This is a genomic window from Butyrivibrio sp. AE2032 (assembly GCF_000702965.1).
Genome location: NZ_JNLF01000007.1, coordinates 61,480 through 80,481, shown reverse-complemented (window position 1 = coordinate 80,481; position 19,002 = coordinate 61,480). Strand labels below are relative to the sequence as shown.

Sequence of the window (19,002 nt, the reverse complement as noted above, 5' to 3'; positions counted from 1 at the left end):
CTATAAAAGTAAGCCCCCGTGGAATAATCCTACGGGGGCTATTCATTAACAAATCAGTATATTACTGAAGTTTTGTTGTGTTTCCATCATCAAACATCTGCTTTCTCTCGTCGATGATAGCCTGGTAACCAGCATCAAGATACTTCTGTGAAAGCTCATCATAGAGTGCATCAAACTTGTCAGGAGCGCACATTACGAGCTGATCACGGAACTCAGGATAAATTTCTTCCTTGAGTGATGTACCATACTCTGTAACTGACTCAAGAGCTCCACCGAAGAGGCAGTCTACGTTAGCATACTTAGCTTCGTAAAGAGCAAGCTGGCCCTTGTAGTTAGCAAGAAGGTCATCGTAGAAGTCCTGAGGAAGTCCCTGAGGATTGATTGCCTTGATATCAGACTCGATATCGCCAAATGACTTTGATGCTGTAACTACCATCCAGTAGTCAACGTTGTTGTTGTGTCCCTGCTGCTCTTCAAGACCAGTCTGATCACCAACAGCTACAGGATTTCCGTTATCATCATAGTTGAAGTTCTTGCCTTCGATACCCCATGTCATTGTGAAAAGGTTCTCGTCCTGAGCCATCCACTCAAGGTACATCTCACCAGCCTTAACCTCGTCTTCTGTTGCGTTGTTAGCAAAACCAACCATTGCACCAAAGATGTTGTTAGGTCTGAATGCGTTGCTTGATCCCCATGTAGGATCCTGTACAAACTTGCTGTCGCATACAACTACGCCAAGCTCTGCATCAGGGTTTGTCTCATAGAAAGAATTGAGAACATCCATGGTTGATGAAACATATCCTGACCACTGGAATGCCTTACCATTGATGAAATCAGCATTTACGTCGTCTGTGCTTCTGAGGTAGTACTCAGGGTTAAGGTAACCATCATTGTAAAGCTCATTGTTCCACTTAAGAAGTCTCTTCTGAGCCTCTGTTGAAAGAGCAGGAACCTGATAATCACCTGTTGTGCACCATGTAGTCTCATCCTGAGGATAATCTCTGAAGGAATAGTTCTGGTCAGCACCGGCACCAGCAACCTTAGATCCACTCATAGGATACTCATGTCCGTTTTCTACCATCTTGCCAAGGGCCTCTAAGAGCTCTGTGCTTGTTGCAGGATAAGATCCGTCTAAGCCGGCTTCCTTGAGCCAGTCCTTACGATACCATGTTACGAAGGTGTAGTTTGTATTACCATAAGGTCTCTTACCAAGAACGATGTAGTCCTCACCATCAAACTGTGTGTAACCTGTAAGGCCATTCTCTTCCATGTTGCCCCAGTATGTAGGAGCGATGGTCTTGAACTGCTCAAGATCGATAGGCTGGAGGTATCCATCAGAAGCCCATGTTGCAAGCTTATCATAGTCATATTCCATGCAAAGTGTAGGAAGTGTGTTAGTTGAAGCAAGCATAGCGTAATCAGTCATAACGTCTGAACGTGTGATGCCTACATACTCAACCTTTACATTGTACTTGTCACCAAAGTTCTCCTGTACCCACTTTGTCCAATAGTTGTTCTCTACGTCAGAGCAGCCATTTCCTGCATCGCCTCTGTCGTAAACTGCTACTCTCAGAGTAACCTGATCAGCAAAAGGCTCCCATCCATCAATTCCTGCAACGCCGCTTTCAGCTGCAGTTGTTTCTGTAGCAGGTGTCTCTGCTGCAGTCTCAGTAGTTGTCTCTGCACTCTGCTGAGAATCGTTTGTAACTGTTGGAACTCCCCCATTTGAACCGCAGGCTGTCAGCCCCATTACCATACTTGTTGCCAGCATGGCTGTTAATAACCTCTTTTTCATCATTACCCTCCTTAATGTTTTAAAGTGTTTTTAATACTTTTTTAGTTCAAAGTTCTGTCAGCCCTTTACCGCTCCGATCATTGTGCCTTGTACGAAGTATTTCTGAAGGAACGGATATATTATGATGATCGGAACAGTAACAAACATGATGCATGCTGCCTGCAAAACCTCAGGTGTTGTCTGAGCTACACCCCCTGTGTCGGCCAGAGATGCATTCTGAGCCTCTGTAGCAGATGCTACCAACTGATAGAGTTTGTACTGGATCATCTTGAGCTCTGAAGATCTTGTATAGTACATATTGTCTGCATAAGCATTCCATCTTCCTACCGCATAGAAAAGAGATAATGTAGCTAATATGGGTTTTGAAAGAGGAAGCACTATTCTCCAAAGTATCTGCAGATTGGTTGCCCCATCCAGAAATGCCGATTCCTCCAGGCTATCCGGTATGGTACTTTGGAAGAAGTTCTTCATTATCAGCATGTTATATGGTGAATAGATCAGGGGAAGGATCAGCACCCAGAAAGTATCCAGAATATGAAGCTGATAATAAAGGATGTACTGAGGAATGATTCCTGCTGAGAAATACATGGGAACCATCAGCAGAAACGCCAGTGTGCTTCTGCCCTTAAGCCTCTTTTTTGAAAGCGGATACGCTGCACAGGTGCAGACTATCATTCCAAGTAATGTAAATACGAGAGTTACGATCACTGAAAAGATCATTGAAAAAGTCATGGACTGATCAGCAAAAACCTGCTTAAATGCATCAAAGGTAATATCCTTTGGAAGGAAATATACTGATCTTGACATTACTGCTGTGTTTCCGGAGATGGACTTGGCAGCCACATGCACAAAAGGAAGAACACAGGTTGCACATAGCAGAATGATCACAAGCATCATGATCGCATCGCTTATTTTAAAACCTATAACGGCGTTTGCTCCTCCTGAAGAGAAGCTCTCTTCGCCAGGCTTATTTTCTTTTCTCTTAGCCATTTATATTCCCTCCTACAACAGTCCGTCTTCACCAAGCTTCTTGGCTATTCTGTCGGAAATGAGCACCAGACACACACCGATTACAGACTGGAACAGACCAACTGCTGTGGCCATACTAAACTTATTATTTCCAATACCTTTGTTATAGATATAAACAGCAAGCTGATACTGGAACTCCTTTACCTGGGTATTTCCAAGAGCGGTAAGTCTCTCAAGGTTACTTCCCATTACTCTTCCAAGGTTCATGATAAGAAGTGTTACAATTGTGCTTCTAATACCCGGAAGTGTTATGTGGATCATTCTCTGCCAGCGGTTGGCACCGTCGATCATAGCTGCCTCGTACTGTTCACCGCTGATTCCGGTAATGGCTGCAAGATAAAGAATTGTTCCCCATCCCATGGACTGCCACACACCGATCAAAAGATATGTAACCGCCCAGTGCCATTTTTCATTCAGGAAGGGAATTCCCTCACTTATGAGTCCCATCCTCATCATAGCTATGTTTACAAGTCCACTTGTGGGCTTAAACATGGTAAGCGCTACGCTTCCGATGATGGCCCAGGACAGGAAATGCGGAAGATACAGTATTGTCTGGGAAACCTTCTTGAACCTCTTGTATCTCAGTTCGTTGAGGATCAGTGCCAGAATGATCGGCATCGGAAATCCCACAAAGAGATCCAGTAGATTGAATACTATTGAGTTTCTAAGTGCTCTGGTGAAATCAGCGTCCTTAAATACCTTTCTGAAGGTATCAAATCCGACCCATTTAGAACCTGCATAGCCCTTGGCTGGCTTGTAATCCATGAAGGCCATTCTCAGTCCCGGATAGGCTCCAAAGCTGAAAATGATCACCAGCGCCAGCGGAATAAGCAGGAGAAGATATAACTGCCAGTCGCGTTTGATGCACTGTTTCCAGGATGATCGGGAAACGACAGCTCCCCCTCCGTTATTTTTTGTTTTCATACTCATTACCCCTTCCCTTTCTAGGTCAATACTAAAATAATTTAGATTCATGTTCTAATCACTTAGTCAAAAAAGCTATGCATTATCAACCATTTATTTTTAATTTTTGTAGTGGTTATGTCTATTCTTTATACTTAATCGTTTACGAAAATGTGCACTTTGCACAATGCAGTTTTTGCACTTGAGCAAAAGAAAAAGAGCCCCTATAGACTCTCCTTCCAAAACATTTCTAATTATGTAGTTATGCTACTTTTTCGACTCCGTCAGCTTTTCTGCCTGGGTCCAGCCCGTGTACTTCATAATAGAAGTGTTGTCCATCTTGACCATCTTTCTGCGCCATTCTCCCGGCTGAGCGCCCATTTTATCAGAAAAATGCCTGTTAAAACTTGATACCGACCTGAATCCAACCTGCTCAGATACCGATAAAATGGACTCTTCCGTAGTCCTAAGTAATATGCAGGCCTGAAGGATCCTTGTGGTGTTCAGATAGTCCAATGGGCTGGTCTGCATTATCTCGTGGAACACCCTTCTGAAGTGAGTCTGGCTCAAATGGCACATATTTGCCAGATCTTCTATGGGGAAGTTCAGCATGTAGTTTTCCCTGATATACTCCAGGGCAGGCATAATGACAATATCATTTTCGTGGGCTTCCCTCAGGGTGACATCCTGTTGTTTCTTCTGGGCATAGATCCTCATAAGGCGCATAAACAGCGACAGCATGAGGCCCTTAACCGATATCTGATAATTCATTTCCTTATTAATAAGCTCATTCAGGATCTGGGTAACAAGCTCATAAATATCCCTATATTCTGCCTTTCCGAGTACCATCTGAAGGTTCTGGACCATATCGGAATAAATATCACTATAGGGAGATGCCGGTCCGAATATCCCTTTGAAGAGCTCATCGGGATTAAGGAAAATATAGGACCAGAGACTGGCTTCACCCTTTGTACTATAGGAAGTATGAGGAACATTTCTTGAAATAAATGTCACATCTCCCGCCTTAAACCCAACCGGGTTGTCGCCAAATTCAATAACACCCGTTTCTTTATGACAGATTCCGATCTCCAGGCAGTTGTGGAAATGCAGCTTCCCGGACTTAACGTCGGAAATATACCACCTGTCTCCGGTCAGCACCAGCACCGGAAAATTTATGGGTAATTCATAATTTCTATATTCAATTACGGTTTTCTTAGGCTTAGACATTTTTTATAATCCCCCTTGTCCAATTCTATTCTCAAATAGTTGAAATTGCAAAGTTTTTATTGCTAGATGAAGAGATTTTTCGACCATATGAAAATATAATGTGGTAAACATCGGGAGAACTCTACGTTTTACCCGTTAATCGGATACTCAAAGAGGAAACAGAAATGGCAAACCTTATTTATGACAAGAAAGAAATAGAAAATGCTATCGACGCTATTGTAAAGCGCACCATGCGCATGGACCTGACCTGGGACTGGCCGGGAGGCGTTGCTTATTACGGCGTTTGCGAGGCATACAAGGCAACAGGTAACACAGAGTACATAGAAGCTCTTAAGGCTAGGATTGATGAATATATAGATGAGCTGGGAGTTCCATCTTTTACAGTAAACACCTGTGCCATGGGGCACGCCCTTCTCTCCCTTTATGAGCACACCGGTGACGAGAAGTATCTGGATGTAGCCAGGCAAAAGATTGACTACCTGGAGAAAGACGCCCTTAGATTTGGGGATCATGTGCTTCAGCATACAGTTTCCGTAAACAATGATTTCCCTGAGCAATGCTGGGCTGACACCCTGTTTATGGCTGCATTTTTCCTCCTAAGGGCAGGCGTGCTTCTAAAGGACGAGAAACTGATAGATGACGCCCTGAACCAGTACTATTGGCACATCAAGTACCTTCAGGATCCGGCAACAGGTCTTTTCTATCATGGCTATGACAACATCGCAGGCGATCATATGTCAGGATTTTTCTGGGGAAGAGCCAATGCATGGGCTGCTTACACCATGTCAGAAGTAGGCAGGATCCTTCCCGAGTGCTACCTGTATCCTAAGTTCCTGGATATCGTAGGATCCCTTAATGAACAGCTATCTTCTATCAAGCTGTTGCAGACTGAAGATGGTCTTTACAGAACAATTCTAGATGATCCTGATTCCTATGAAGAGATTTCCGCCAGCTGCGGAATAGCTGCAGCAATGATAAATAAGGGAAATCCGCTTCACATTAAATATATCAACAAGTCAACAAAAGGCATTCTGGACAACATCTCTTCCGATGGCAGAGTTCTTAATGTTTCCGGAGGAACAGCTGTCATGAAGGACAGAGAGGGTTATCGCGGAATTTCCCGGGATTGGATCCAGGGATGGGGACAAGGGCTGGCACTTGCTTATCTTTCAGGGGTATTAAACTACGACAAAATAAGAAGCGACGGAGCTCTTTAATACTAAGCTATATTGTTGGGGGATAACTAAATGGCAAACAATATCAAACATACCGAAGGTAGTTTCACACTTCCGGGAGAGTCAGGGTACGAAACGCTGACTCTTGAGCTTGCGTCCAAATGGGGCGCAGACATAATCCGCGACAGTGACGGAACTGTTCTTTCTGACGAGATCTTAAATTCCGGCTACGGAATCTACTCTACTATTTGTATCATCAGAGATCACAACGCCTGGGCTAAAGCCAACCAGGACAAGCTCCAGCAGACCTTCCTCATGACACAGCCCAAGACTGCAGAGGATTCTTTCCTCATCTTCCATCTTATGGACGATTTCTTTGACCAGCAGTTTCGCATCAACGACTGCGCAGATTCCATGAAATACTGGCAGGTCTATGATCGTACCACCGGAAAAGAGATCAAGAGCAGCTTTTGGACCTATGAGAAGGAAGCCCAGAATGTTATTATCAGCAACGCTATTCCCTGGCATCAATACACCGTAAGCTTTCTGGCTTACAGGATCTGGGAAGAGATCTCCATGTACAACCACATAACCAACAGCTGGGACAAGGAACATCTCATGCAGATAGACCCTGTCTATCCTGAAACCAGAGAATACATGAAAAAGTGGCTGGATGACTGGTGCAAATCACACCCTGCTACCACTGTAGTGCGCTTTACTTCCATGTTTTACAACTTTGTCTGGATGTGGGGCAGCAACCCCAGAAATCGCAATCTTTTCACAGACTGGGGTTCCTATGACTTCACAGTAAGCCCCAAAATGCTGGATGACTTTGCTGAAGCAAAGGGTTATCGTCTCACAGCTGAAGATTTCATCAATAAGGGAGCTTTTCACGTAACTCATATGCCTCCTGTTAAGACTCAGCTTGATTACATGGACTATGTGAACCAGTTCGTTGTCTCTTTTGGAAAAGAGCTTGTGGATATAGTTCACAGTCACGGCAAAAAAGCCTACGTCTTTTACGACGACAGCTGGGTGGGCGTTGAACCCTACAGCAAAAGGTTCTCCTCTTTCGGCTTTGACGGGCTTATTAAGTGCGTCTTTTCCGGCTACGAGGTAAGACTCTGTGCAGGAGCAACCGTTCCTACCCATGAGCTTCGCCTTCATCCCTATCTTTTCCCGGTTGGACTGGGTGGACTTCCAACCTTCTCAAAGGGCGGAGACCCTACTAAAGATGCTTCCAAATACTGGGTAAGCACAAGAAGGGCTCTTCTTCGCACAAAAATAGACAGAATAGGCCTTGGCGGCTATCTTCACCTGGTACAGGACTTCCCTGACTTCACGGATTATATTGCTTCAATCTCCGATGAATTCAGACAGATCAAAAGTCTACACCAGGAAGGGGCGCCTAAGGTTCTTCCAATAAAAGTAGCTGTCCTTCACTCCTGGGGAAAGCTTCGCAGCTGGACCCTTAGCGGACATTTCCACGAGACCTATATGCATGACCTTATCCATGTAAACGAGGCTCTCTCTGGCCTTCCTGTAGATGTTAGCTTTATTGGTTTTGATGAGGTAAAAAGCAGCAATCTATCACAGTACAATGTGATCATTAATGCCGGAGCTGCAGGAACTGCCTGGAGCGGCGGTGATAACTGGAATGACCTTTCTGTAGCAGAAGCCCTGACGGAATGGGTAAATGCAGGCGGATGCTTTATTGGAGTCAACGAGCCTTCTGCTGTAGAAGGCAGTGACAGCGTATTCAGGATGTCTAACGTCCTTGGAGTAGACAAGGATACCATTGCAAAGTCCTGTCATGGCAAATGGACCTTTGATCATACTGATATTCCGGGACTTGTACCATCAGGCAGCACTGTTCCTTTAAGATGCCTCGTTCATCTTACAGACGGAAATGCCAAAGTCATCCTGTCAACCGATGGGCATCCTGTTATGACAGTCAACGACTTTGGAAAAGGTAAGGGAATATACCTTTCAACCTTCGAGACAGGCCCAATTAACAACAGGCTTCTGATGAATATACTGCTATGGGCTTGTGGGCTTGACCTTAAACAGGACTATCTTCCTGACAACCCTAATGTAGAGTGTGCATTTTTCCCTGAAAGCAAGACTCTGGTAGTCATCAACAATTCAGAGAAGCCACAGAGCACCTCTATACCCGCCGAAGGCGAAATGCAAAAATTCAAGGAACTGGCGCCCTATTCCACTTCCTTTTACCAAATCTGATCATCGAGGGAAACATGGCATTTATTCAGTCCTTTACTTTACAAAATTCATATACGGATAATCTTTTTTCCCCGGAAAAAGGCTACGGTTTTTTTTGCCCCGGAGATGCTCTCACCCGCTTTGCCTACAGCCCATGAGGAGGCCTTAAAAAGCGGCGGCTGGAACAGAAGACACTTCTATGCGCCGGTCAGCGAGCCGGATCGAGAGGTTCTTATAATCAAGGCATCTGTTCCCCGGTTTGGAACCTACAGGGCTACTATAAGGCTCACAGCTCTGGAAAAAGACATCTATGATCTGACTATTTTTTCTTCCAGAAGAGCCATGATAGCAAAAAGCATAGATTTATCCTCCAAACGTGAATATACAAAGACTTTTTACACAATGGTCACACCCTTTATCCCTGCAATATCCTCCCAAAGATGTAACGACAGGGACATATTCATAAGTGTGACCGGCAAAAACCTTTGCAGTCCTGTAGGGCCAGGCTGGCGGGATCTTTCTATAAGCAACATTAAGATCGATGTAACCATAGAGGAGGAGCGGGTTCCGGTAATTTGGGTCGGTGGCGATTCTACTGTCACGGATCAGAACGCCGGAATTCCCTACTATCCCTATGGAAGCTTTTCTGGATGGGCTCAGACCCTGCCACGTTTCATAGATAACGCTGCAGTCTGCAACCTCTCCCACTCAGGCCTCACAACCAATTGTTTTAGGGATGATGGCCACTACTCCATTATTCAGGAAATGATAAGCCCCGGAGACCTCGTGATATTTCAGTTTGGTCACAACGACCAGAAGCGCAGGAATCTCAAGGCGTTTGATGGATATAAAGAAAACCTGGTAAGATTTGCCAAAGAAACCATAGCTGCCGGTGCCCAGGCACTTATCTGCTCTCCTATCAGCCGTGTGCCTTTGGAACTGAGCATCCCTGAAAGCGAAGCACTTTCCCTTGACAGGCAGTACTCTCTCCTTAAGGATTACGCCGATGCAGCAAAAGAGGCTGCTATAGAGTCAGGAGCTCTCTTCGTTGATCTCCATGGTCTTACCTTTGAAAAGTGGCTGGAGTTCGATTGTAATGTTTCCGACTTCTTCATGGCCGGGGACGTGACCCATACAAACGAATATGGCAGTCTCCTGATATCAGACATCTTCATGAAGGAAGTAAGAGGTTCAAAAGATCTTAGAAATTCACTGCTGGGAGCCAGCGATAATGGCCTTGAAAGCTCTTTTGCCAGTCCTGATGACGACACGAAGGAGATTCCACCACAGCACCCGGAGCCTGATTTCTTTGCTATCGATCCGCCCTACGTGGATATCGAAGGCTATGAAGACATCAATGGCCTTAAAAAAGCCTACCACTACTGCCTTTTAGACCCTTGCGTGATGTATCTTCATCCAAATGAAGCCATGCCAAGGTCTCAGTTCCTTATGATCCTGTTCAAGGCTTTCCGTCTGGCTAGCACAAGGCCCTATCTGGGCAAATACGCAGACCTTAAGGCTGATGAATGGGATTCAGGCTATGTTCAGAAGATGATTGAAGAAAACCTCATTGATCCTGACACTACTCCCGTCAAAGGGGACAAGCTCTTTTTCAGACCCGACGATGAGCTGACCTTCGATGAACTGGATAGTTTTCTTATTCGCTTTTTAGAGCCGGATCCGGGCAAAAGAGATATTCCACTGCTCTACTGCGTCGAAAAAGCTCAGGAACTTGGAATTGACAAAAGGCCCCAGGCCAGCATTGGTCAGATGATCACCCGGGGCGAAGCTTATATAACACTCACACGTTTTATTGATATCGCAAAAGATATCCAAACAAGGAGTATCTGTTTTGAAGCATGATTTTTTATTGGATTACAGGGCAACTGATTCGGAAGCAGAAGTTTTCTGGGATCTCCCGGAATATGCTGACAAAGACAGTATTTATACGATCCTGATAGATGGCAAAAAGGCCGGAGAAACTCTTAAGACTCATTTTACGCTTAAAGATCTTTTGCCTGAAAGCGAAAGTAAGGTGGAGATATTGTTTGAGGGCAGAAAAAGCCTTGGAATTGTCACGGTCTGCACCGGACCTGTCAAGAAAAAGTTAGACGTCACAAGACCACCCTACAACGCTGTTGGCGATGGAAAAACCCTGAATACAGCTGCTCTTCAGAAAGCTCTTGATGACTGCGACAGGGATTCCTGCGTTTACATTCCGGAAGGAACCTTCCTTACCGGTGCTCTTAATATGCATTCCGGAACAGAGCTCTTTGTATCGGAAAAAGCTCTTTTACAGGGGACTACCGATCCAATGGATTATCTTCCATTGATAAAAAGCCGTTTTGAAGGCTATGAACGTGAATGCTACAGAAGCCTTATAAACCTGGGCGAAATGGATCACAATGCCGGATACAACTGTGAAGATATTGTTATTCGCGGAGGCGGAAGCATCATGGGCGGCGGCTGGGAACTGGCCAAGGCCATGGCAAAGACTGAGGCTGAAAAGCTAAAGGATTTCATAGGCTCTCTCGGAGACCGGATCAAAGAGTATGAAAAGCCCGAAACCATAGCCCACAGGGTCCGTGGAAGGCTCATAAATATGAGTAATTGCCAGAATATCTGGATCCATGATCTGACACTGGGCTTTGGTCCATCCTGGAATCTGCATTTCGTCTACTCAGACAACGTAGTGACCGACCACTGCACCATCAAATCTCAGGGCGTATGGAATGGGGACGGATGGGATCCTGATTCTTCAACCAATTCCACGATCTACGCCTGTGATTTTTATACCGAGGACGACTCCGTAGCCATCAAATCCGGTAAAAATCCGGAAGGGAACATAATAAATAAGCCAACAAAGCACATCCGTGTTTTTGACTGTATCTGTCACTTCGGCCACGGCCTTTGCATAGGAAGCGAGATGTCTGGAGGCGTAGAGGACGTCAGGCTCTGGGACTGCGACATGTGACCTACCTGGTCAGGAATTGAGATAAAAGCCACCAAAAAACGCGGCGGATATGTCAGAGGCGTCACAGTCCGGGATATAACAGCCTCCCACGTAATGATCCATTCTGTGGGCTTTAATGACGACGGCGAAGGATACAAAACTCCTCCCGTTATCGAAGACTGCCACTTTGAGAGGATGCATCTTTTAGGCCGTTTCCTTGACAATAACGCAGGCAAAAATGAATGGCACAACTGCCCTTCCATCCTTCTTTGCGGCTTTGAAGAGGAAGGTCATGAACTAAGGAATATCAGCTTCAAAGATATCGAAATGGAGAATCCTGCAGAAGATACAGACAGCATTCACATGGAAAATTGTGGGGATATTTCTTTTATCAATATGAAAAGCATTAAAAAATAACACCAGCTATCAGGAGGATCAGCATATGGAAAGGTATGCATGGAAAGGCAAAGTCCTTAAAGGAAAAAAGGCAGAATACATCAAAAGACATAACGAGATATGGCCGGAAATGGTTGAAGTCTTAAAGACAGCCGGAATCTGTAACTACAGCATATTCTTCTATGATGCTCCCGATAAGGAATTTGACGGAGATGTTTTTGGGTACTATGAGTGCGAAAAAGGTATTGAATATGCCGGAAAACACCAGGCCGAAAGCGAAGTTGTAGCCCGTTGGGACGAGTCAATGAAGGGCATACTTGTCCTCGAAAAAGACGAAAAAACCGGTGCTCAAAAGCAGATGGCCCAGGTGTTCCGACTGGATTAATTGCCAAAAACCACTCAATTATAGAACTTATTCTTTAGCCATGTACAAGCAAGGTCAATCCATACCTCACATGAAGGAACAATTTCTTTTCCCTCGGGGCCTTCTGTCAAATGGTTTGAAAGTGCAAGTCCGTGGCTTCCTTCACAGAAAATATGGAGCTCCGTGTTGATATTCTGCTTTTTAAGCGCCATGGCGAAAAGAAGGGAATTCTCCACAGGCACAGCTCCATCCGTAAATGTTGCCCAGATGAAGGTCTCAGGAACATTCTCATTTACTGCAGTTTCAAGGGACATTTCTTCATTAAGCTCACTAATCCTATCACCCAGGAGCTTTTCAAAAGAGCCCTTGTGGGCATATTCTCCCGAAGTTATAACAGGATAGCTGAGTAAAAGGCCGTTAGGCCTAAGCACCTCTTTACATGAAGCGCTCTTATCTCCCATCATTTTTTCAGCCAGGAAATCCTCATGCCAAAAACATGCAAAACTAGCCGCAAGATGGCCTCCGGCTGAAGATCCCTGAACAATGATCGCATCCCGGTCAATCCACCACTCATCAGCATGCTCTCTTACTATCAGAACTGACCTGGCAAGTTCTAGTAGCGCAGTAGGATACTTTGCCGGAGCACATGAGTATCTCAAAACCGCTGCATGAAAGCCCTTTGCCAAAAAGGAAAGAGCTATAGGCTCAGCCTCCCTGTCGGAAGTATACTCATATCCTCCACCGGGGCATACAACAACCATCGGTCTTTTCTTTATCTTAAGCTTCGGAGATGCAGTCTCCTGTATATATACAGTAAGCTTGCTTCCTTCAAGTGAACCGTCTTCTTTTAATTCAAATTCCTTGTAAATCATCGATTTAATTCCTTTACCATATGAATATCGTCAGCGTATGTCCCATCCTGGTATTTGTTGGCGTTTGGAATTCTGCCACATTCTTTAAACCCAAGACTCTCATAGAGGCGATAAGCTCTGTCATTTCCACCAACTACTGTCAGCTCAGCCTGTTCATATCCAAGCTCTTTTATCTTGCCAAGAAGCTGCTCCAGCATAAGCCGTCCCAGTCCAAATCCTGTATATTTCTGATAAAGAGCTATTCCGATATCTGCACGATGCTTAGCCCTGCGCCTCGTTCCTATAGGCTGAAAAGAGCAGTTCCCGGCATATTCGCCATCGACAAAAGCAAGCATCAACATGGAATCCTCAGAAGAATTCTTATCCTCGATAAAATCTTCTTCTGACTCCGCTGTATACTCTATCTCATCGGCATCGCAGAGAAGAAACCTCGTTTCACCGCAAACATCCTTCAAATAATCTACCAGAAGCTGAGCCTCATCAGTTCTGGCGCTTCGCAGTAATATGCTCTTTTCCCCTAACGTAAACTCTTTTTCTTTAAAAACCATTCCCTTTAACTCCTTTATCTGGTGTGTCTGACAACTTATGAATAATCATACCTTTTTTCAGGCAAAATAAAAAGCCATCTTGAGGCTTTTTTGCCTCAAAATAGCTTTGTCAATTCACTCCCTTATCTAAGTTTGATCATATCTATCCTTTCAATTACTCCAATATCCTCCAGCACTTTTATCATTCGGTATACTGTGGCGGTCCCGACAGATGAGTCTTTACCTCGCACAATGCAGCAGATATCCTTGCAGCTGGCTCCGTCATTATCCGCAATGACATCCGCTACAAGCATTCTCTGCTTGGTAATCCTCATTCCGCTTTCTTTTAATGCTTCAACTATCTGCTCGTTACTCATCCTGTTCCCCTTAGCTCACCACGGTAAGCTGTTCCAGTGATCTTCCGTTTCTGTGGGCTCTGCTGTATATTTCTGTACACTTTTTGTACTGTTCAAAAGTCCTGAGTGCTGAATCCTTATCCCCGTATACCTTCCAAAAGCCCGTATACTTCACGCCGTCCTCCGGACTTTTCATAAATCCAAGTACATCTGCTACAGGATAGCCCAGAAAAAGACCTATCTCATGAGGGAAGGATTTATCCTTCTCCAAATGCCTTGCAAGCTCCGCCACACACAGATCAGCATTCCTGTAGGAGTAGCCCTTTTCCTTAAGAATCCGACAGGCTTCTTCGTTTGCAAGATCTCTTTTCAAAAATGCAGGTCTGTAAAGATAAATAAGCACGTGTCCCTTGGAATACTTAACCGGAATCATACGGATTCCCTTTCCTGAAAGCCTATAGTTGAATTCCCTTACTTCACGGTTAAACTTGGCCCGATCATCAATATCCACCGTGAAAAGATTTCCAGTTTTTAGCCCTGCCAGCGTTGGCGAGCATAATCTGATCAGCATCTGATCCCCCATTATCCTTCTCCTTTGTATGTTAGATATGGCTAACCGCCCACTTTGATATCTATGTTAGCATGAGCTAACCTATTTTTCAAGAGTGACCGGTCCCTCCTTTTCTATCCCATAGACATTTTTATAATTATGTGTTAGTATTTGCTAACGGATGTTCCTGTATTACTATTTGGTGATTTTCATCAAGAAAGTGTGAATGAATGATTTCTAATATAATCACAATAATTGTCCTTATACTAATAATTTCAATTGCCGTATCAGGCTGCATCAAGCATTTCAAAGGGGAAGGCGGATGCTGCGGTGGAAGCTCAGTAGTCAAAGAGCCGGACAAAAAGCTTGATAAACCTGTTATTGGCAAAAAAACATTTTATGTAGAAGGAATGCACTGCGAAAACTGCAGAAACAGAGTAAAACGCACCATCAACAGCATTGATGGCGCGTCATGTAAAGTCAACCTCAAAAAAGGCCGAGTAGACATTGAATTTGACAGAGAAATCGAGGACGATGTATTCATTAAAGCAATTGAAGATCTCGATTATCACGTCGTGTTATAGATCCTGTTCTTATGTATCAAAAAATACATCAACAAAATTACTGCAAGAGTCAACCCCGCATATCCAAGTAGATAGCCCGGATTTCCCATAAAAGAAGCCATCCAGGAAAGAGGAGTGCCTGGAATAGGCCAGTTCACAAAGAAATAGTTGCATCCAAAATGCTTATCGAAAACATAGATCGGCGGAACAACCACCAAAAGGAATAGTAGGCAATAATGGATATGCCTGATCGAGGGCTGAATATCCCCACGCAATTTCAATAGTATTGGGTAAAGCACAAGAAGTCCGTGCCAGATGTAACTGTAGATATTCATGAAATTCAGAACGGGATAATAGACTGTCCAGTCAGCAAACAAGAGCGCTGCGATGGATGCCGGCATTATTATGATAAATGCGATTTCTCCAAAGACATCCTTTGCCAACGCCCATGGAAGCCATTCCCTAAGCAAAAAGACAAATATCCCTATGCTACAGATATGAAGAGGCAGATACCCAATACCAAATCTGTGAACGCTGACAAGAAAAGCGTCTTTAAAAACTTCCATTCCCAGCATTAAAACCGGAAGCATCTTCAAAAAGTTCTTTTGCTTCTTTTCCTCCAGCTTATGAATCGCAAGGATGAGGAATACCACCAGGATCAAGGTAATAAACACACTCAAAAGATGGGCTGTTCCAAACAATGGATAGCCCATCCCTGCAGGTATATCATCCTGTTGTTTCCAAAAATAATCCAGCATGATCAGCTTAATATTCATCGAGAAAACTCTTGCATATCACTTAAGTTTCTCCAGTATCTGTGCAGCACGCTCACTCCCGTGCTTAGCAGCATAGGAAGCCCATTTCATGGCTTTTACATGATTTGGTTTTCCATCAAAAGAGCCTTTGAAGTACCCCTCAGCTATGGCTTCAGCGGCTTCAATCGAGCCCTTCCCTGCTTTGTCTATTAAATCAAGTAATTCCTGCTTGTTGTCCATTTATTGCTCTTTCTAATTTCGCATTTTTATGCTGCGCTACAGATCTTATCCATGCAGCCAAACAGCACCTTATTGAAGCTTTCCATCTGTTCCTTTCTGGAACTGCCGGAAATATCTGAGGCTCTGCTTTGAAGCATACTGGTAAGGTCACTCATCTTACTGGAGATGTCTTTGTCCTTATACTTTACAAAATCTCCTTTTCCCTCGGCAATAGCTGATTCTATTGCTGCTCCCAACATATCCTCTGCGTTGGAAACAAGGCTGCTTACCTGATCTGTTGCCCCGTCTATGGTTGCTACGATATTAGCATAATTTGCCTCGTCAGAATAGACAGATAGAGCCTGAAGTTTATTTGTAATGTGAACTGCTTCCATCCAGTAAAATGCGACGTCTTCAATGGTCTTAACATAATTATTACTATTCAACTTCTTATCCCCCAAAAACATAATTCTTATGCTGTATATTGTAGCTCAACATCCCGTTATATACAATATGGTGTATTTTACAAAAAAATGATAAGATTTTTGTATAGTGATTCTATGGTCAGGATTTTATGGAGGTTTTCATGACAGTTTACGAAAAGTTACTGGAAGCAAAAGATGATTCTTACAAGGAGTTTCAGGCAAAACTCGTCCCAAACATTGACCCTGCCACCATAATTGGTGTGAGAACACCACAGATGAGGCAGATAGCAAAAGTAATCTTCACAAGCGGTCAAATGGATGATTTCCTAAAGGAACTTCCCCACAAATACTATGAGGAAAATCTTGTGCATTTTTTTATCATCTCTCTGATAAAAGATTTTGATGAATGCATCCAGGCGGTTGAAACATTTCTTCCTTATGTGGACTGCTGGCCCGTTTCTGACCAGGCCACGCCAAAATCATTTAAAAAGAATCACGAAAAACTTTTTCCATATATAAGGAAGTGGATTGCTTCAGATGAAGTTTACACAGCTCGTTTCGGAATCCGTATGCTCATGAACGAGTACCTTGGAGATGACTTTGAGGAGGAATATCTTGAACTTGTAGCTTCCAAAAAAGGCGACGACTACTACCTTAAGATGATGGTTGCCTGGTACTTCGCCACAGCCCTGGCAAAAAGATACGATGAAAGCATTAAATACATTGAAGATCACCGCCTGGACGACTGGGTACACAAAAAAGCCATCCAAAAGGCAATAGAAAGTTTTCGCGTAACCGACGAACATAAAGAATACCTGAAAAGTTTAAGGTAATTACGTCAAGTATTTGTTCTACTTTGCATTATCCTGTGGTATCATTAGACAGTATGAAAAATGTATATAGTATATATATCATATATACTTTCAGGAGCAATATGTCTCATTACGCTTACATAGTTGAATGCGCAGATCATTCATATTACTGTGGTTACACAAACGATCTGGAAAAAAGAATAAAAACCCATAATCAGGGCAAAGGCGCCAAGTACACCAGATCCCGCCTTCCGGTGGAGCTGGTATATTACGAAGTTTTTGACTCCAAAGAAGAAGCCATGAGCAGGGAATGGCACTTAAAACAACTGTCTCACGACGAAAAAAAGGCGCTGGCCTCAAAAGGAGACCCTCGCCCTTAATCTACTATCTTTCTCAAACCACAGCATTAAGCCCTCGAAGCTTAAGCAGCTTGGATATAATGTCCCTTGTGGTAGTCCCGTTCTCTACTCCTCTAACCTCGTTGTATTCTATCTCCTGGCCGTTCTCGAAATTGAGTACCAGCATCCTTGTAAGGGCATCCTTGGCGTCAAAAGGTTTGCTCTCTCCGTCAGATATGCAGTCCCTGAGGTCCTCAAAGACTTTTTTGGCTGATTTCTTTCCCAGCTTATAGTTAAAATTCGAAAGATTCTTGCTTGTTCTTTGAACAGACAACTGCCCTTCCTTATCCAGATTAACAATAAGCTCTGCATTTTCAGGGCCAATGGCGCATGGAACATCGCTTGCCTGAACCGAGGGCAGATTTGCCACGTAGTACTCAATACTCTTTATGGCACACTCAGGCAGGTTCTTCTTCCACTTATCTTCACCGGCATAGAGGATAGTTCCGCTAGGGAATTCAATCCCTGAGTCCGAAAACTCCACGTAATACTCATAAGCCTTTCTTTTTGTTGCTGAAGGATTAACTGCAGCATTTTCTATGACATAATGGTTTCCAAACTCATCTGTAAAGAAATCCCAGCTGATAAGTATCCTCTTTGGCACAATGATGACATGACACAGCTTTCCATCTTCTGTCTTTGGAGGAATAACCTTTTTTACTATCATTTTTACATGCTTTCTCTCAGCAAGGACCACATCATACTTGTTCTTTAGAGAGGAAGCCATCGGTGTTACCGCTTTCTTAACGCTCTTTGCCGCATCACCGAACTTCTGGCTGAACTTCTTTTTAGGTTCAGGAACCTTTTTGTCAATGAAAAGAGATATGGCATTATCTGCGATAATTCTGGTGGAAACCACGTCAAAAGCTCCACCTATAACGCCGCCTGCAACTGGAATGAGCTCACCAAGATTAATTGCTCCCACGCTTCCCAAAGTGGCGATCATTTTAAATCCCACCAGCGAATTAATTGAGTTAAGTACCTGCACAGGAATCTGAGACAGAGCAGTTTCTGAAATCTTTTCACTGACCTTTATGCCGGTCTGTTTAATAACATCTGTTACGGCGGTTCCGGTAAGGCAGGCATAAACCATGGTCTGCACCTGATCTGAGCGAATATTAAAGCCGCCCATCTGAGCTATTGCTGCTATCATTCGCATCTGAACATAAAGAACTGAACCCACATTGGCAGGAACAGCTACAGGCAAAGTGATAATGCCCCCAAGGCCAGAAAGAAAGCCTGAAGTTCCACACTTTGCTATCTGATATTTTGCCAGTTCCTTTGCAGCCAATTTTGGATCATCATATTTGGACATATAATCCTTAACAATATCATCCACTGCACGACTGACTTTGGGAATACGGTTGATCGCCTTACTGTAAATGGCGTCCAACATATCCGTCATTTTTGAAGAATCTACCCTTTCTTCCACACACAGCTCTTTTGACATAGCTAATACCCCC

Annotated in this window: 21 protein-coding genes; 9 read left to right on the top strand and 12 right to left on the bottom strand. The window is 43.9% G+C overall.

What is annotated here, in order from left to right; all coding sequences use genetic code 11:
* Positions 1-61 precede the first annotated feature (61 nt).
* The 4 genes from BO18_RS30680 to BO18_RS30665 all read right to left on the bottom strand — a co-directional run bounded on the left by BO18_RS30680 (position 62) and on the right by BO18_RS30665 (position 4,954).
* Entirely contained in the window at positions 62-1,795 is a 1,734-nt protein-coding gene (locus BO18_RS30680) for an extracellular solute-binding protein (protein ID WP_051689336.1), read from the bottom strand.
* 57 nt (positions 1,796-1,852) lie between these two features.
* Positions 1,853-2,785 carry a carbohydrate ABC transporter permease gene (locus BO18_RS30675; protein ID WP_081861345.1) on the bottom strand — a complete coding sequence of 311 codons (933 nt, stop codon included), beginning with the start codon at positions 2,783-2,785 and terminating at the stop codon, positions 1,853-1,855.
* Positions 2,786-2,797: 12 nt separating this feature from the next.
* Entirely contained in the window at positions 2,798-3,748 is a 951-nt protein-coding gene (locus tag BO18_RS30670; protein WP_034452724.1) for an ABC transporter permease, read from the bottom strand.
* Between the two features lie 246 nt (positions 3,749-3,994).
* Complete coding sequence (locus tag BO18_RS30665) at positions 3,995-4,954, bottom strand: AraC family transcriptional regulator (protein WP_034452721.1); 960 nt, start codon at positions 4,952-4,954, stop codon at positions 3,995-3,997.
* Positions 4,955-5,118: 164 nt separating this feature from the next.
* Here BO18_RS30665 and BO18_RS30660 point away from each other — a divergent pair, with 164 nt between their 5' ends.
* The 6 genes from BO18_RS30660 (at position 5,119) to BO18_RS30640 (ending at position 12,083) form a co-directional block, all read left to right on the top strand.
* A complete protein-coding gene (locus tag BO18_RS30660; protein WP_034452720.1) occupies positions 5,119-6,171 on the top strand; it encodes a glycoside hydrolase family 88/105 protein in 1,053 nt (350 codons plus the stop codon).
* A gap of 30 nt (positions 6,172-6,201) precedes the next feature.
* Positions 6,202-8,370: a 1,3-beta-galactosyl-N-acetylhexosamine phosphorylase gene (gene gnpA, locus BO18_RS30655; protein ID WP_034452719.1), complete on the top strand. Its 2,169-nt coding sequence runs from the start codon at positions 6,202-6,204 to the stop codon at positions 8,368-8,370.
* A gap of 120 nt (positions 8,371-8,490) precedes the next feature.
* The gene (locus BO18_RS33850; protein ID WP_051689335.1) at positions 8,491-10,212 is read left to right on the top strand and encodes a GDSL-type esterase/lipase family protein; all 1,722 of its coding nucleotides are present in this window, start codon (positions 8,491-8,493) and stop codon (positions 10,210-10,212) included.
* The gene (locus BO18_RS30645; protein WP_242856632.1) at positions 10,202-11,323 is read left to right on the top strand and encodes a glycoside hydrolase family 28 protein; all 1,122 of its coding nucleotides are present in this window, start codon (positions 10,202-10,204) and stop codon (positions 11,321-11,323) included. Before BO18_RS33850 ends, BO18_RS30645 begins: the two co-directional genes overlap by 11 nt.
* Positions 11,324-11,416: 93 nt before the next feature.
* Positions 11,417-11,719, top strand: coding sequence for a hypothetical protein (locus BO18_RS35880; RefSeq protein WP_242856631.1), 303 nt, complete (start codon positions 11,417-11,419; stop codon positions 11,717-11,719).
* Positions 11,720-11,744: 25 nt separating this feature from the next.
* Positions 11,745-12,083, top strand: a complete 339-nt coding sequence (locus tag BO18_RS30640; protein ID WP_034452718.1) for an L-rhamnose mutarotase — start codon at positions 11,745-11,747, stop codon at positions 12,081-12,083.
* 14 nt (positions 12,084-12,097) lie between these two features.
* Here the strand turns inward: BO18_RS30640 and BO18_RS30635 are convergent, their stop codons facing one another.
* From BO18_RS30635 to BO18_RS30620, 4 genes are all read right to left on the bottom strand, one after another.
* Complete coding sequence (locus BO18_RS30635; protein WP_034452716.1) at positions 12,098-12,934, bottom strand: alpha/beta hydrolase; 837 nt, start codon at positions 12,932-12,934, stop codon at positions 12,098-12,100.
* Positions 12,931-13,482 (bottom strand): GNAT family N-acetyltransferase, encoded by a 552-nt coding sequence (locus BO18_RS30630; protein ID WP_034452715.1) that lies wholly within the window; start codon positions 13,480-13,482, stop codon positions 12,931-12,933. Before BO18_RS30630 ends, BO18_RS30635 begins: the two co-directional genes overlap by 4 nt.
* A 122-nt stretch (positions 13,483-13,604) precedes the next feature.
* Positions 13,605-13,838 (bottom strand): Fur family transcriptional regulator, encoded by a 234-nt coding sequence (locus tag BO18_RS30625; protein ID WP_034452714.1) that lies wholly within the window; start codon positions 13,836-13,838, stop codon positions 13,605-13,607.
* 10 nt (positions 13,839-13,848) lie between these two features.
* Positions 13,849-14,400 carry a DUF3793 family protein gene (locus BO18_RS30620; protein ID WP_034452713.1) on the bottom strand — a complete coding sequence of 184 codons (552 nt, stop codon included), beginning with the start codon at positions 14,398-14,400 and terminating at the stop codon, positions 13,849-13,851.
* Positions 14,401-14,597: 197 nt separating this feature from the next.
* On the opposite strand from BO18_RS30620, the gene BO18_RS30615 reads away from it, so the two are divergent.
* A complete protein-coding gene (locus tag BO18_RS30615) occupies positions 14,598-14,951 on the top strand; it encodes a heavy-metal-associated domain-containing protein (RefSeq protein ID WP_051689334.1) in 354 nt (117 codons plus the stop codon).
* On the opposite strand, the gene BO18_RS30610 is transcribed toward BO18_RS30615, so the two are convergent.
* The 3 genes from BO18_RS30610 to BO18_RS30600 are packed head-to-tail and all read right to left on the bottom strand — an operon-like array spanning position 14,936 to position 16,350.
* Positions 14,936-15,706 (bottom strand): YwaF family protein, encoded by a 771-nt coding sequence (locus BO18_RS30610; RefSeq protein ID WP_034452712.1) that lies wholly within the window; start codon positions 15,704-15,706, stop codon positions 14,936-14,938. The two genes, BO18_RS30615 and BO18_RS30610, sit on opposite strands and share 16 nt — an antisense overlap.
* 18 nt (positions 15,707-15,724) lie before the next feature.
* Complete coding sequence (locus tag BO18_RS30605; RefSeq protein WP_034452711.1) at positions 15,725-15,925, bottom strand: hypothetical protein; 201 nt, start codon at positions 15,923-15,925, stop codon at positions 15,725-15,727.
* 26 nt (positions 15,926-15,951) lie between these two features.
* Entirely contained in the window at positions 15,952-16,350 is a 399-nt protein-coding gene (locus tag BO18_RS30600; protein ID WP_034452710.1) for a hypothetical protein, read from the bottom strand.
* A 140-nt stretch (positions 16,351-16,490) separates the two neighbouring features.
* On the opposite strand from BO18_RS30600, the gene BO18_RS30595 reads away from it, so the two are divergent.
* Both BO18_RS30595 and BO18_RS30590 read left to right on the top strand, forming a co-directional pair.
* Positions 16,491-17,162, top strand: coding sequence for a DNA alkylation repair protein (locus BO18_RS30595; protein WP_034452709.1), 672 nt, complete (start codon positions 16,491-16,493; stop codon positions 17,160-17,162).
* Positions 17,163-17,215: 53 nt separating this feature from the next.
* A complete protein-coding gene (locus tag BO18_RS30590; RefSeq protein ID WP_051689333.1) occupies positions 17,216-17,521 on the top strand; it encodes a GIY-YIG nuclease family protein in 306 nt (101 codons plus the stop codon).
* A gap of 13 nt (positions 17,522-17,534) precedes the next feature.
* Here the strand turns inward: BO18_RS30590 and BO18_RS34130 are convergent, their stop codons facing one another.
* Positions 17,535-18,989 carry an EcsC family protein gene (locus tag BO18_RS34130; RefSeq protein ID WP_066738530.1) on the bottom strand — a complete coding sequence of 485 codons (1,455 nt, stop codon included), beginning with the start codon at positions 18,987-18,989 and terminating at the stop codon, positions 17,535-17,537.
* Positions 18,990-19,002: the final 13 nt, after the last annotated feature.